At 32.6% G+C, this 15,394-nt stretch carries 9 protein-coding genes and 1 pseudogene; 7 read left to right on the forward strand and 3 right to left on the reverse strand.

Going from position 1 to position 15,394, the window contains the following annotated elements; translation table 11 throughout:
• Positions 1-104 precede the first annotated feature (104 nt).
• Entirely contained in the window at positions 105-1,361 is a 1,257-nt protein-coding gene (locus BXU10_RS19280; RefSeq protein ID WP_031455174.1) for an OmpA family protein, read from the reverse strand.
• 558 nt (positions 1,362-1,919) lie between these two features.
• Here BXU10_RS19280 and BXU10_RS19285 point away from each other — a divergent pair.
• The 5 genes from BXU10_RS19285 (at position 1,920) to BXU10_RS19305 (ending at position 4,626) form a co-directional block, all read left to right on the forward strand.
• The gene (locus BXU10_RS19285; protein WP_078229151.1) at positions 1,920-2,216 is read left to right on the forward strand and encodes a hypothetical protein; all 297 of its coding nucleotides are present in this window, start codon (positions 1,920-1,922) and stop codon (positions 2,214-2,216) included.
• A gap of 26 nt (positions 2,217-2,242) precedes the next feature.
• Positions 2,243-2,533 carry a hypothetical protein gene (locus tag BXU10_RS19290; protein ID WP_078229152.1) on the forward strand — a complete coding sequence of 97 codons (291 nt, stop codon included), beginning with the start codon at positions 2,243-2,245 and terminating at the stop codon, positions 2,531-2,533.
• 18 nt (positions 2,534-2,551) lie between these two features.
• Positions 2,552-2,842: a PepSY-like domain-containing protein gene (locus tag BXU10_RS19295; RefSeq protein WP_078229153.1), complete on the forward strand. Its 291-nt coding sequence runs from the start codon at positions 2,552-2,554 to the stop codon at positions 2,840-2,842.
• A gap of 21 nt (positions 2,843-2,863) precedes the next feature.
• Positions 2,864-3,160 carry a hypothetical protein gene (locus BXU10_RS19300; RefSeq protein WP_078229154.1) on the forward strand — a complete coding sequence of 99 codons (297 nt, stop codon included), beginning with the start codon at positions 2,864-2,866 and terminating at the stop codon, positions 3,158-3,160.
• A 125-nt stretch (positions 3,161-3,285) separates the two neighbouring features.
• A complete protein-coding gene (locus BXU10_RS19305; protein ID WP_078229155.1) occupies positions 3,286-4,626 on the forward strand; it encodes a sigma-54 dependent transcriptional regulator in 1,341 nt (446 codons plus the stop codon).
• Here BXU10_RS19305 and BXU10_RS19310 read toward each other — a convergent pair.
• The gene (locus BXU10_RS19310) at positions 4,623-7,061 is read right to left on the reverse strand and encodes an ATP-binding protein (RefSeq protein WP_078229156.1); all 2,439 of its coding nucleotides are present in this window, start codon (positions 7,059-7,061) and stop codon (positions 4,623-4,625) included. The two genes, BXU10_RS19305 and BXU10_RS19310, sit on opposite strands and share 4 nt — an antisense overlap.
• Positions 7,062-7,194: 133 nt before the next feature.
• Positions 7,195-9,096, reverse strand: a complete 1,902-nt coding sequence (locus BXU10_RS19315) for a S9 family peptidase (protein WP_078229157.1) — start codon at positions 9,094-9,096, stop codon at positions 7,195-7,197.
• A 250-nt stretch (positions 9,097-9,346) separates the two neighbouring features.
• Between BXU10_RS19315 and BXU10_RS19320 the strand changes: the two are divergent.
• Positions 9,347-10,459 (forward strand): annotated as a pseudogene (locus tag BXU10_RS19320) (NAD(P)/FAD-dependent oxidoreductase).
• Positions 10,460-10,499: 40 nt separating this feature from the next.
• On the forward strand, positions 10,500-15,383 hold the full coding sequence (locus tag BXU10_RS19325; protein ID WP_078229158.1) for a choice-of-anchor J domain-containing protein: 4,884 nt from the start codon (positions 10,500-10,502) through the stop codon (positions 15,381-15,383).
• Positions 15,384-15,394 lie beyond the last annotated feature (11 nt).

Consider the following 15,394-nt stretch of genomic DNA (forward strand, 5'->3'; position numbering starts at 1 on the left):
ATGTAATACTCTTCGCTGAAAGAGATTTCTAATAAAAAAAGCTACATCTTATTTGATGTAGCTTTTGGTTTTTTAAGCAGTATTTTAAAACTTAGAATGTTATTTTAATTTTTTATTTTAAAAGTAACTCTTCTTGCCAGCTTTCTCGCTAAAGCAGATTCTTTATCTACAGAAGCATCTACACCGCCACTAGTAACATTTATTCTCTCAGAAGCAATCTTTGCTTTAAGAAGGATGTCTTTTACACTATTAGCTCTTTCATTAGCTAATTTTTCATTGTATGAAGCGTTACCAATTTCATCAGCATAACCTGTAATTTCAACAGAAGCTGAAGGATTGTTTCTTAAATAGTTGACTACAAAATTAATACCGTCAATAGAAGAGTCAGTAGGTGTAGATTTGTTAAAGTCGAAATATGCAGCAACATAACCTCCGTTAACTAATTTTGTAATTGATTCGCTATCGCTTATCGGATCATTACCGTTAATTTTGTTTGGGTAAGTTTTTGTTAAATAACTTTCTAACTCATCAGGTATGCCATTATTGTTTAAATCAACAGCTCTTCCTTTAGAATCTACCATAAGTCCTGCAATGGTATTAGGTTCAAGATCTAAATAATCTGCCACACCATCTTTATCACTATCGATTAACATTTTTTCAAGATTGTCAATTCTTTCTCTTTGCGCTAATGCATCTTTGTCAATAAGTGTAATCCAGTCAGCGTGTTTTTCGTTTTTGCCTAAGTATAAAGTTAGACCTATTGTACCATTAAATAATATTCCTGAAAAACCAGCTACCTTGTTCGTACTTGCTGCATCAAAAGAATAATCTTGACTGGCATTTAGAATTGTTGTTAAATCTCCAGTTATGGCTAATTTGTTTGATAATTTAATTTGGGCAGTAACTCCAGCAATAAAATTAAACATTTTGTCTTTTATTGGAGAATTTTGATCTTCGAAATGTGCAGCTCCAAAGCCTCCATGTCCTAACAAACCAATTGTATTTGTCCAGTTTTCAAAATTCATGATTCTTCCTAAATTTGCTACTCCCTGAAGACCAATTCTGTAATATTTTGTACTGAATTCAGGTGTATTTTTTCCCTCTTGAAAGCTGTTGTAACCAAAGTCAGCTTTTAAACCAAATTTATTATTGAACATGTAACGTGCTCCTAAATCAACAACGTAAAGGTTTGGAGTTGAAGTAGAAAATGTCATAGGCTTTTGCGGTTTATTAAATCCGCCTGCAAATTCGATAGACCATTTATTATAATTTCCATCTGTTAAACTTTCACCAGTGCTTGTCTGAGCAGTAACGTTCCCCAATGTCGCAATTAGGACAAGTAATAGTACTATTTTTTTCATTATTACAATTTTAAAATTTTGACACAAAATTACGACTTAAATGTTAATTAAAAGGGAAGATGAAGTAATTGTAATGCTATTGTTGATAATTATATGAAAAAAAAGGAGATGGGATGTTTTTTTTGATAATAAAGCTGTTTAAGCTGTCTTTTTTTGATTAAAATAAATCATGTAATTTTCTGTTTATCAAATATTTGATTCATTAAGTAAGGTTAATATGTCAAATTAAATAAATTTCAAATTTTCAGTAATTCTAAATTTCGAAATACCATAAAAACCGAATAATGTTTTAGAATGATTATTCATACAAAAGAGTGTTAGTCTAGTACATTTTGAAATAATTTGGATTTAGAAATCAAGTAACACATTCGTGTATATTTTTTACGCACTGTTTTTTAAAAATTACACACTATGTAGCTATTAAAAAAAAATGTTTATATTTACTAATTAATTGAAAAACAGTAATTTATTATTGATTGGCTGTCTTGTTTTTGTTTTGGCACAATAATTTCTTTATCTCATGTGTAAAACAACTATAAATAATTAAATATATACATTATGAAAAATTTATTTTTATCAGCCGCAATCATTTTGGGAGGTTTAACTTCATTTGCATCAACTTCTCCAATTTCAAATAGTATAGTGAAAACAATTTCTATACAGGATGAATATACAGAAATTAAATTAGAAGAAGTGCCGGCAGCAATTACCGAAGCTTTAAAAAAAGCATATCCTGATGCAGTACTTTCTAAAGCATATAAAAATGCAAAATCTGAATATAAACTAGATGTTGCTGTAGGTGACAAAGTTGGTAATCTGTTTGCGAATGCTGATGGAACCTGGATCAAAAAATGATTTAAATAATCCTTAAAACAATTATTATGAAAAAGTTAATCTTATCAGCAGCCATCGTTTTAGGAAGTTTGTCAATTCAGGCAGCGACATTTAATCAAACAAATACAACTGCCAATTCAGTAAATGTTCAGGACGAATATAAAGAAGTTGATTCTGTCCCGGCAGCTGTTAAAACGGGATTAGATAATGCTTATCCAGGTGTAAAACTTGACAAGGCATATGTAAATGACAAAAAAGAATATAAAATAGGGATAACAGTAAGAAACGAAAAATCTACTGTTTATACAGATGAAAAGGGAAACATCATCAAAAAATAATTTTTAAAAAAATATATTATGAGAAAATTAATCTTATCTGCAGTAATTATTTTAGGAGGTTTGTCAGTTCAGGCATCAATTCCTGCAGGAACGATGGTTAATTCAGTTATTATTCAGGATGAATATACTGAAGTCACAGCAGATTCGATACCGGCAGCTGTAAAATCCACAGTTGAAAAATCTTTTCCAAACACGAAACTTGAAAAGGCATATAAAAATGCTAAAAACGAGTACAAATTAGAAATTACAAATGGAGATAAAAAGTATACTATTTTTACTGATACATCAGGAAATATTATTAAAAAGTAACCCTTATAAAAAACAAATATCATGAAAAAATTAATCTTGTCAACGGCAGTAATTCTAGGAAGTTTGTCAATTTATGCATCGACAAATGTAAAAAATGAACCTGTAAAAATGGAAACGGCTTACCAAAGTGCATTCACTGAAATAGCAATTTCAGATGTGCCTGCTGCTGTAATAACAGCTTTAGAAGATTCTTACCCGGGCGCTGTAATTGTAAAAGCGTATATAAATGAAAATGGCGAATATCAGTTAGATATAGCAGTAGAAGACCAAACGGCTAGTGTCTATTCAGATGCTGAGGGTAACTGGTTGAAAATGTAATTAGGTGAATTAGATTTATGTTTTTGGTGAAAAAGAGATTGCTCATGGCAATCTCTTTTTTTTGCAAAATTTTGTGAAAATACTGTATTAATAGTGGTATTTTAGCAAAAAAGTCCCAAAAAGCGATGCTAAAGATATTATTAATCGAAGACGATATTTCATTCTGCAAATTATTAGAAAAATTTCTGATAAAGAGAGCATACGAGGTAACCATTGCTTTTTCAGCAGAGGAAGCGAGATTGTGTGTCAAAAAAGAATCCTTTGATTTAATTTTGATGGATCTTCGTTTACCTGATGCTGATGGTATTGTTTTGATGACCGAATTTAAGATTTCGCATCCTCAAATTCCTGTTGTGCTTATGACAGGCTATTCAGATGTAAATACAGCCGTAAAAGCAATAAAAAATGGAGCTTCTGATTACATCTCGAAGCCGTTTAATCCCGATGAGGTTTTACTGGTTATTACAAATGCATTGCAAACCGTACCGGCTCAAAAAGAAATAGTAAAAGAAAAAAGAATTCCAACAAAAGAGGTTTCTTCTGATAACGAATTTGTACGAGGAATTTCTGTTGCCTCAAAAAAATTGTTAGAACATATTAAATTGGTCAGTCCTACCGATATGTCTGTTTTAATTATTGGTGAAAGCGGAACCGGAAAAGAGATTATCGCTAAAAGTATCCATCAGCAAAGCCATCGTAAAAACAATAATTTCATCGCTGTTGACTGTGGTGCTATTCCGAAAGAGTTGGCTGCCAGTGAATTTTTTGGACATTTAAAAGGATCTTTTACAGGAGCAATCAGTGATAAAACCGGTTATTTTGAAGCAGCAAATGGAGGAACCCTTTTTTTGGACGAAATTGGAAATCTTTCTTATGAGAATCAGATTCAATTGCTGAGAGCACTTCAGGAAAGAAAAATAAAACCGGTTGGCAGCAATAAGGAAATCAATGTTGATATTCGAATTATTACAGCAACTAACGAGGATTTGCGTGAAGCTGTAAAAAATGGCGATTTCCGTGAAGATTTATATCACCGTATTAATGAATTTTCTATTCAGTCTCCTTCATTAACAGACAGAGGAGAAGATTTGATGGTTTTTGCAGATTATTTTTTAGACAAAGCAAATCATCAGTTAAACAAAGATATTATCGGATTCTCACCGGAAGTAGTGGCTATTTTTCAAAAATATAGCTGGCCTGGAAATCTCCGTGAACTTCAAAACTGCATCAAACGAGCCACACTTTTATCTCAGGGAGACTTCATTGAAAGTGATGTTTTGCCTATTGAGTTTTTTCAGATAGAAAAACAAAGTAATTCCGGTAGTTTTTCCTTATCAGATAATGAAAAAGAAGCTATCATTCATGCTTTATCCAGAACTCAAAACAATAAATCAGAAGCAGCAAAGCTTTTGAAAATAACCCGAAAAACACTTTACAATAAATTGAAACAATATAATATCGATTAAAAATTTTCCTTTTTTAAAGTTTCAAAAAGTAAATCGATTTTGACTTTTAAATTATTATAAAGAGAATCTAGTTCTGAATTATCTAAATTATTTTGTTCCAGTGTTTTTAAAATTTCTCCAATTTCATCTGCCTGAATCTGTCTGAACATAGGGGCTATCCGGTGTGCAATTGAATTTATTTCGGATATATTTTTTTCTTGCACGGCATTTTTCAAAGCGCTTAAATTGAGCTTTGTGCTTTCTATAAATGATTCTATAAACTCTTTCGAAGCATCATTATCATTTCCCAAAAACTCTTTTAAAGATGTTAAAGAATACGATTTTGAAGATAATTCCTTTTTAGTTTTTACAATTTTATCAGAAAGAATATTGTTGTCTAAAACACGCTGGATAGTTTCAAGCAGAATTTTTGGAGAATATGGTTTTTTTATCACAGTTGAAAAACCAGCTTTTGAATAGACATAAAAATCTAAATCTGTTCGTCCGGTTATAGCAATAATGGGTTGACCTTTATAAAATGAATTGGTTTCTTGTTTTAATTTTTCAATAAACAAAAAACCATCAACTTCGGGCATTTGAATATCAGTAATTATAAAATCAAAATCAGTGTTTTGAATTGATTCTAAAGCTTTTGTAGCATGTGTAAAGGAGAATACCTGATGATTTTGCTGTTTTAATACAGTACTGGTTAAATTCAATAAATTGATGTCGTCATCAACAACAATAAAAGTTAAGTTTTTAGAAATCGGAATAATTTCTTCTGATTTAGTTTCTGTTAAACTTACACTTGAATCGAATAACAGTGGAAGTGTAATTTTAAAAGTACTTCCTTCTCCAAACGTACTTTTAAGGTTTAATTTTCCACCTAAAATCGAAATTATTTTTTGACAAATAGCCAGTCCCAAACCAGTTCCGCCATATTTTTTTTCGATGTTTTCATTTGCCTGAGCAAATTCTTCAAAAACTAATTTCTGGTCTTCTTTCTCAATTCCAATTCCTGAATCTTCAATAGTAATTGTAAAAAAGTCATTACCTTCGGCTACATAAGCACTAATTTTTATAAAACCTTCTTCAGTAAATTTATAGGCATTCCCGATAATGTTGCTCAAAATTTGTTTTAAGCGAAACGGATCTCCAACGATTTTTGTGCTCAGTTTTTCATCAGCATTGATAATAAGGTCGATATTTTTTTGTTTGTAAACAGTCTGAATGTTTTTAGCCACTTCATCAATGATTTCAGGTAACAAAAAAGGAACTTTCTCAATTGTGATTTTTCCGGCTTCAATTTGAGAAAAATCCAATAGATCCTGGACCAATTGAGTAATATATTCAGAGGAATTCTTGATATTTTTGATAAAGTAGGATTGTTTGGTAGTAACATCAGAATTTCCCAAAAGTTCTGAATACCCTACAATGGTACTCAAAGGTGTTTTTAAATCATGACTTACTGTCGAGATTAGCTGTTCCCGGCTTTTAAGCAGGTTTTTGGTTTTAAAATTGGCAATTTCTAACTGCTTTTTATACAATTGCGATTTTGAATAATCGCTTACAATTATAATCGAGAAGACTACCGTAAGTAATAAACCGATAATGGCCGAAGCGGTAACAATTTCGTTCACTTTTTTAAGAGATTTTTCTTTTAGTGAATTGTTTTTTATTGAGTTGATGATAATTTCCCGCTCAATAATCCGAAGCACTTTTCGAAGTTGTTCAGAAATGGCAATTTCGTTTTTAAGCAGTTTGTTTTCTTCGAAATTTAAAGATTCTTTTTTCTTTTCGGCTTTTTGTTTTACATCGCTCAGAAGTTTTTTTGAATTGGCCAAAATCGAATCAGAAGCTTGTTTGCTTAAAGTATTCGTGCTGTCATCCGGAATATTCTGATTGAGGTAATCAACGTATTTTTGCAAAACATTTCGTTGATAACTCCCTAGATCATTCGGACTTTTGGTAAAATCCTGAAGTTCCAGTTTTCGTAGTTTAAACTCCATTTTGGTAATTTCATCAATAGCAGTGTTTACAGAAACTTCATCTTCGGCTTTGTTTTTTATGGTTTTTAATTGTCTGATGTTTTCTGTTTTTTCAGATAATAAGTAAGTTACGCTATCCAATAAAACTTTTTGATATTCTGTTGTAACAATTTGTTTTAGAGTGTCTATTCGGGAACGTAAAGAATCAGTTTCAATCAAATAACTTTTGAAATCTTTTTCAGAGTTGGTCTGAATTGTCTTTCGGGCCAAACTTTCTGTTTTATATACATTCGAAAAAAGTTTGCTTACCCGTAATATTTTGGTTTTTTCATGGGCAATTTTATTTTCTAATTTATTGTATACTACATTTTCAGAATATAAAAACCATCCTACGGTAACAACAAGTGCCAGTAATGCAGCATAACTAAAGAGAACCTTGATGGGCATGTAGCTTTTTTTACTTTCCATAAATTGTTAGTGTAGCTTTTTTGAAATGATTACTGCAATTTATTTAATATTATCTGTTTTAAAAAGCCAAACTTTCCTAAAAAAAAAGACCACAGACTATAAATCTGTGGCCAGTTCTAATTTAGTTTTTTAATTAAAGTGTTTCGTCTAACCATTTAAAAAATTCGTTTTGCCAAACCTGTGCATTCTGAGGCTTTAAGACCCAGTGGTTTTCATCAGGAAAATAGAGTAAACGGCTTTTTATGCCCCTTAACTGTGCTGCCTGAAAAGCCTCCTGACTTTGCCCGATTGGTACACGAAAATCTTTTCCGCCCTGAACAATTAAAATAGGCTTGTTCCAGTTTCCAACCAAAGTTGCCGGATTAAATGTTGTGTAGCTTTTTTGTGCAACCGCATTATCTTTTTCCCAGTAAGCACCGCCAAAATCCCAGTTATTAAAGAAAACTTCTTCGGTAGTGCCAAACATGCTTTGTGTATTAAAAACGCCATCGTGAGCAATGAATGTCTTAAATCGGTTTTTGTGAATTCCGGCTAAATAAAATACAGAATATCCTCCATAGCTTGCGCCCACACATCCTAAACGGCTTTTGTCAACGTAGTTTTCTTTGGCAACATCATCAATAGCAGACAGGTAATCATCCATAACCTGACCGCCCCAGTCTTTGCTGATCTGCTCGTTCCATTCTATACCATGACCCGGCATTCCACGACGGTTTGGCGCTACAACCACATAACCTTTCGCAGCCATTAAAGAGAAATTCCAACGGAAAGAATATGATTGTGTCAACGGACTTTGAGGTCCTCCCTGACAGAACAATAAAGTTGGATATTTTTTTGAAGCGTCAAAATTGGGAGGCAAAATTACCCAAACCAGCATTTTTTTACCGTCAGTTGTAATCACATAACGCTTTTCGGTTTTGCTCAGGGCTAACGTTTTGTATGTTTCTGTGTTAATGTTTGATAATTGCTTCCAGGTGTTTTTCTTCAAATTAAAAGAATAAATTTCAGAAGCGTGATTCATATCAGATCGCGTTGCAATAATGTCATCACCAGAGAAACCAACTAAGTCATTTACGTCAAAATCACCATTTGTCAATTGACGAACTGTAATTGCAATTCGGGTTACTCCCGGAAAATTGACAATAAAAAGCTGTTTGGTTCCATCAACCGGAGCTGTAAAATATACATTTTTACCATCCTTGCTCCAGATAAAATTATCTACAGTTCCATCCCAGTTTGCGGTTAAGTTTTGTTTGATTCCTTTAAACTCAACAATAATATCATTTTTATCAGACTCGTAACCGTCACGTTTCATTTGCAGCCACGATAAATTTCCTGTTGGAGAAAATTGCGGGGCCGTATCGTAACCCAAATTGTCCTCAGTTCTGTTTACTGTTTTTTGGGTTTCTAAATTGTACTCGTAAATATTTGTATTTGTAGAAATAGCATATTCAGTTCCGGCTTTTTTCTTGCACACATACAAAATGCTTTTGCTGTCCGGAGACCAGATATAATCTTCGTCACCTCCAAAAGGTTTTTGAGGGCTGTCAAAATTTTCACCTTTTAAAATGTCAATTCCTTTTGCGCCGTCTTTGTTTTCTTTATAAAAAACATGATTAAATTTCCCTTCGTTCCAGGTATCCCAATGGCGATAATCCAGGCCATTATAAATTTGGGCCTCCGCTTTGTCAAGATTTGGATAGAAATCTTTTCCTAACACTTTTTCCAGTTTTACTTCTTCATTATACACCAGATATTTTCCGTCTGGCGAAATGTTTTTGTCGGCCAGAATTTCTTTAGTGTCTTTAATTTCAGTTGCATTTCCTCCGTTTACCGGGAGAACATAAAATTTAGAATGTGATTTGTTTTCTTCGACAGAAGGGGTCGAAACCTTAAAAACAATATTTTTAGCATCTTTTGAAATTCCAAGTGGTGTTACTCTTCCTAATTTCCATAGTAATTCCTGCGACATTACATTTTGCCCGATAGCGTTTAAACTCATCATTATTAAGGTTATAAATAATACTTTTTTCATAATAAAAATTTTATTTTTTTATGGTGCTAAAAATACAACATTTCAGTTCCGATTAGTTAAATTTCAAATACTATATAATTGTTAAAGTTTAGGAGTTTAAATGCTGGTTCTTAAATTCAAATTTCAAAAAACTACAGTAAGAGTTTTTTTGTCATGAATAAATTTAAAATTAAGTTTGGGATTTGGAATTTCAGATTTGGAATTTATTTTTTGGCACAAAAAATCATTATTTTTATAAAAAATTGAGGTGATGGAATTAAGTTATTGGGAACTTAAAAATTGGTTTACGAACGTAGATTATACCATAGTTGGAAGCGGCATTGTAGGTTTGCATGCCGGATTGCGCTTACGCGAAAGATTCCCAACGGCAAAAATTCTCGTATTGGAAAAAGGAATGTTACCACAAGGAGCCAGTACCAAAAATGCAGGTTTTGCCTGTTTTGGAAGTATTTCTGAAATTATGGATGACTTAAAAACACATACAGAAGAAGATGTAGTACAGCTAATTCAAAAACGCTGACAGGGTTTGCAACTGCTTCGAAAAAGGCTTGGGGATGATGTAATAGATTTCAGGCCTTACGGTGGTTATGAATTGTTTTTGAAAGAGGATGAATTTGGTTTTAATGAATGCGTGAACAGATTGCCTTTTATTAATGAAATTTTAAAACCACTTTTTAAAGCAGAGGTTTTTACCAAAGAAGTAGACCGTTTTGGGTTTGAAAATATTCAGGAGTATTTAATTTTTAATCCTTTTGAAGCGCAGATTGATACTGGAAATATGATGCAGGAATTGCTAAAACAGGCTGTCGCTGCCAATATTTTAATCCTGAATCAGCAAACCGTAACTTCTTATACTGATGCCGGAAACCATGTTGAAGTTGTACTGAATGATTTTAGTTTTAGTTCTAAAAAAATACTTTTCGCTAATAATGGTTTTGCAGAATCTTTGACAAATGGAGCTGTAAGACCTGCTCGTGCTCAAGTTTTAATAACAAAACCAATTGAAGGCTTGGATATCAAGGGAACTTTTCATCTCGATCGGGGTTATTATTATTTTAGAAATATCGGAAATAGAATTTTATTAGGAGGTGGTAGAAATCTGGATTTTGCAGCAGAAAACACAACAGAATTTGGTCAGACAAAAATTATTCAAAATAAATTGGAGAATTTACTTATTAATGTAATTTTGCCACATCAAAATTTTCAAATTGAACATTGGTGGAGCGGTATAATGGGGATTGGAAATAGTAAGAATCCAATCGTTACGCAGTTATCAGAAAATGTCTTTTGCGGAGTGCGTTTGGGTGGAATGGGAGTAGCAATAGGAAGTTTGATAGGAACAGAATTAGCAGATTTAATATAACACGTTTAAACGAAACCACTAACTAAAAAAAATCCCAAACATGCAAAAAACTACACTTGTTGTTCTTTTTTCTATTTTTAACCTACTTTTTTTACGAGCAAACCCAATTGCCGAAACCAAAATTGCAGAACCTAATTTTAGTGTTACCGTTTCTTATACCGGAGATGTTGAGGTTACATTTAATGATTATGACTTTATGTCAACTTATGAATGGCAATTTGAATACGGTCCAATTGGTTTTAAATCCGGACAAGGTACCGTTAGAAGTGTTTCAGGCATTCACTTTTATAGATTTACCGTAAATCCTTTATATGGCTATGATTTTAGAGTCAGACAAAGATATTTAACCAACAATAATCTTGTGTGGACAGATTGGTCCTCGGTAAAAACAATTTTTCCAACAAGTGATAAATTTTTTTCAGTAGGATATACTACAAATTTTGATACTCAAAGTGAAACAAAATTAGAATGGAGGGGATTAATTTATAAAAATTCTTCCAGCACTGCAGGAATCTATCCGAGCCAGGACAATCATAGTGAGAGTAATAAACCAGGATTTTCAATGAGCATGACAAATTATAATTATGCTACTGGTTCTGAAATAGCTTTAGTATCTCCAAAATTTAATGATTTGGCAACTGACCGAAAAATAAAATTTTGGACTTATGGCTATGGTAGTGACAGCGAATTGCTCGTTGGAACAATGACAAACCCAAATGATCTAAGTACTTTTCATTTGCTTTCACGTCCAGAAACTACACAGGGCTATGGCTGGAATCAGAAAACAGTTTATTTTAATAATTATAAGGGCGATGATCAATATATTGTGTTTTTATTTAAAAGAAAATATTATGGTGCCAATGAGGAGATAACTATTGATGATTTTAGCTACGAAACGGCTTCGAATTGTTATGATCTGACTAATTTTTCGCTGACAAATGTAGAACAGAATTCGGCTCAGATAAATTTTGATTCTCAAAATCAAAATGATTATGAAATTAGTTTAACCAATGTTGCTCGTCGTACGACCGAAATTGTAAAGTTCCAGGGCAGTTCTTATACTTTAACAAATTTAATTGGGAATACAGATTATGAAATTAAAGTAAGGGCTCATTGTATTGATGATTTATATTCTAACTGGACAAAAACGATTAGTTTTAAAACTCCTTGTACAGTAATTTCCACATATTACAGTACTTCGTTTGAAGGTGCAAAATATGTTGATCCCTGCTGGAGTACAATTGAAAATAATTGCTTAGTAAGATCTAGCATGGAAAATTTGGGCGAAACACCAAAACTTATAGCTAAAACAGGTGAGGCAAGCATTAGAATGTCGAATTTTGTAGGGACTTTAAATGTAGACAAAGCTTATCTTATAACGCCATATATTGGAGATTTAGATGCTGATAAAAGAATAAAATTTAGTTTGATAACTTATAGTAGTGAGGAAACATATAACCGTACAAGTCTTACAATTGGGACAATGTCTGACCCTAAAGATGCCTCAACATTTGTAGCCTTAAAGTCGATTTTGCCTTCAGAAATGAATGAGCTTCAAAATGATAACAAATCTTCAGAATGGAAAGAGCATACCGTTTATTTAGATAATTATATAAAAAGCAATAATCATCATTACATTGCAATTAGGTATAATAATGAAGGTAAATCACAATTTAATATTGATGATTTTATATATGAGAAAGCTCCTTCTTGTAATGAACCCCTAAACCCAGCGACAGTCGATTTTGGATATGATTTTGCAATAGTAAAATGGGATAACTATAAACCAGCCTCAGAATGGCAGGTCGAATATGGACCAAAAGGTTTTGAGCATGGAAAAGGAACAATTGTTACGGCAACGGGTTATCCTTTTAAAATTACAGAATCGATATTAGGGGGAACTGATTATGACTTTTATGTGCGTTCTAAATGTGGGAGTAATTACAGCCCATGGTCAGATAGGGGATACTTTAGAACAAATTGTGAAGGTTTTACGGCCGGTTACACTGACGGTTTTGAAAATGTTTCTTTTGAAAAGACAGGATGCTGGACCAGAATAGTACCATACTTTAATCAAAGATGGTATAATAAAAATCGCTACATTTCTGAAATAAAGGGGAATGCGGGAACTTTGATACATAGTGGTACCAAATCTATTTGTGTGACCAACGAAACAGATGATCCTTTTCCGGCTGGTACAGGTGAGGATGCTGACCGTGTTGTATTAGTATCACCAAGGCTGAAAGATCTTGACCACTATAAAAAAATTGTTTTTTGGTTAAAAACCAGAGCAGTAATTTCAAAAAAACCAATAGAAGTTACCATCGGTACATTAGCTGATCCTAGAGATTATAATACGTTTACGACCTATAAGGTTTTAACTGTTCCTGTCGAAAATAATGATAAGTGGATCAAATATGAAATAGAGTTTTCAGATTACTACGGAACAGATAAGTTTGTTGGTTTCAAACATAGTTCCAAAAATCAGCGATTGGATTACTTTTATATTGATGATTTTGAATATGTTCAAAATGAATGCCCAAGATCAGGACTATTAGGTGCCAGACAATCAGGATCTGATAGCGCTTCTTTGGATTGGAGAGATAATAATACAAAAAAAGCATCAGAAAGCTGGGATATAGAATATGGACCAAAAGGTTTTGCAGATGGTCAGGGAACTCTTGTCAATGTAAATACTAACCCTTATAATTTGACAGGTTTAGCGCCAGGAATCTACGACTATCGGGTGCGGGCATATTGCGAAAAAGCAATAGTAAGTGAATGGTCAGATCGTTATACCTTTAAAATTGGATGCACAGAAAAAGCGCCGTTTATTGAGAATTTTGATCAATATCCGCTGTCTAATGAAATTCCTAATTTTTGCTGGACTAAAAATAGTTTTCTTGATACTCAGCTCTACGAATATTATTTACCAAATATAAATAGCGGACCAAATGTCTTTTATCTTCAAAACAATGAGGAAACTGCACTTTTGGTATCGCCTTATTTAGATGATTTTGATCAAAATAAAAAAATTAAATTTTGGCTTAATCAGCAAATAACTGCTGCCGATTTGAAATTTGCTAACTTAATTATTGGAACTATTAAGAACCCTATTGATATAAGTACTTTTGAACCTTATCAATATATTTCATTAGAAGAATTACGAAATCTCCCTGTATACGGAAAAGAGATAAACGTTGATTTTTCTGAATACAAAGGAGCTAATAAACAAATCGCTTTTCGATTTGTAGCCGAGAATTTAGAATTTCAAGGAACCAATCGGGTTTTAATTGACGATATTTATTACGATCAGACTTTGTCATGCAAGGATCCTGTTGATGTTGTGTTTTCAAATATAAATAGTGAATCATTGCAAATAAACTGGACTTCTAAAAATAAAACATCAGAAAAGGTCGAGATAGAATATGGCCTGACAGGTTTTATTCCCGGAACAGGTAAAATTGCTGTTGCCAATACAAATGAAATTAAGATTTCTAATTTAGAAGAAGGAACTTCCTATCAGTTTTATCTAAAAACAGTTTGTGATTCTGGAAATTCGATTGTGGTGGGACCAAAGAAAATTGAAACTACCTGCAAAGGTAAATCACTGCCGTGGATGGAAAACTTTAGCAATTTAGAAAATTATGGGGCAAATGTATTGCCGGACTGCTTTAAGCTCTTGTATGGAGATCTGACCTTAGAAAAGACTGCTGTTTCAGATAATTATTATAGTTATGGCCCAGATTATATACGTACCGGATATGATGATACAAGTTATTTGCATATAAGAGGGAGTCATCGCACAGAATTGATGACGCCAATGTTTTTTCTGACTGCCGGCACAACATATAAATTTAGTTTAAAAGCCAGAAATAGTTACGAGTACAGAACGCAGGGAGTCGGTCTTTCTGTGGGTAGAGGACAGAACGACTACAATATGGAGACAAATATATCAACATCGGGCTCAGGTAGACTTACAGAATATAATTATACTGATCTTTCCTATTACTTTACTCCTATGATTTCTGGTGATTACAGTTTTTTGATGAATTTTTCAAACCCCGGTGCTCCTAATTTAGTGGCAGATAAATTTGAATTAAAGGAGGGGTATAAAGCAGCTGTAGATGGAAATAAAGCATTAACTGTTTATGATTTTCAAAATGAAATTTCAGATGATGTAATTTTAGAAGAGACTACAAATTCTTATATCGATGTTGAATCTGATAGTCAATCCATCAATAATAAAATTGTTGTGATGAAAGGGAATAGCAGTTCTGATGAGTGGGTAACTGCTTCAAATAACTCTGTTTCCGGGAAAACAGCAGAAAATTCAGTTTCGGTTTGGGAATTAAACCAAAGGAGCATTACAAAAGTTAACACAAAAGTAGATGCTACAAAAGCTACTTCCTTGTTTATGAGTTTTGTGTTGAAACAGACTTTTGTTAACAGTAATACCGAATCGATGTTTAGGGTTGTTGTAAACGGTAACGTTTTAGGTGAAATAATAAAACCCGAAAAAAATAGTGGAGATAATTTTGAAAAATATTTGTTTGACTTAACTCCGTATGTAGGTTCAGAAATTAGAATTTCACTGCAGCATATCGGAAAATCTTATTTAGGTGATAATGCCTATTTAGACAATCTTAGCTTTGCTAAAACGGTTGAAAGTTTATCGGTTGATAAAAATATAACGACAGATTTTAAATATTATCCAAATCCAGTAGAAAATATTTTAAATATAGAAAGTAATTCAATAATTTCGAATTTAGAAGTTTATGATGTAAACGGACAATTGCTTTTTGAGAATAAATATTCAGATTCAAAAATATCGGTCGATTTTAAACGATTTTCAGCTGGTTTGTATTTAATTGTTTTAAAAAGTGAAGAAAAGAAAGAAATTTTTAAAGTGATAAAAAAATAATTGTAAGCTCT

This window comes from Flavobacterium sp. LM4 (assembly GCF_002017935.1).
Classification (GTDB): domain Bacteria; phylum Bacteroidota; class Bacteroidia; order Flavobacteriales; family Flavobacteriaceae; genus Flavobacterium; species Flavobacterium chungangense.

Coding starts and splice junctions, on each gene's coding strand:
- BXU10_RS19310 (WP_078229156.1), bottom strand. CDS start 7,061: ATGGAAAGTAAAAAAAGCTACATGCCCATCAAGGTTCTCTTTAGTTAT.
- BXU10_RS19280 (WP_031455174.1), bottom strand. CDS start 1,361: ATGAAAAAAATAGTACTATTACTTGTCCTAATTGCGACATTGGGGAAC.
- BXU10_RS19300 (WP_078229154.1), top strand. CDS start 2,864: ATGAAAAAATTAATCTTGTCAACGGCAGTAATTCTAGGAAGTTTGTCA.
- BXU10_RS19325 (WP_078229158.1), top strand. CDS start 10,500: ATGCAAAAAACTACACTTGTTGTTCTTTTTTCTATTTTTAACCTACTT.
- BXU10_RS19305 (WP_078229155.1), top strand. CDS start 3,286: ATGCTAAAGATATTATTAATCGAAGACGATATTTCATTCTGCAAATTA.
- BXU10_RS19315 (WP_078229157.1), bottom strand. CDS start 9,096: ATGAAAAAAGTATTATTTATAACCTTAATAATGATGAGTTTAAACGCT.
- BXU10_RS19295 (WP_078229153.1), top strand. CDS start 2,552: ATGAGAAAATTAATCTTATCTGCAGTAATTATTTTAGGAGGTTTGTCA.
- BXU10_RS19290 (WP_078229152.1), top strand. CDS start 2,243: ATGAAAAAGTTAATCTTATCAGCAGCCATCGTTTTAGGAAGTTTGTCA.
- BXU10_RS19285 (WP_078229151.1), top strand. CDS start 1,920: ATGAAAAATTTATTTTTATCAGCCGCAATCATTTTGGGAGGTTTAACT.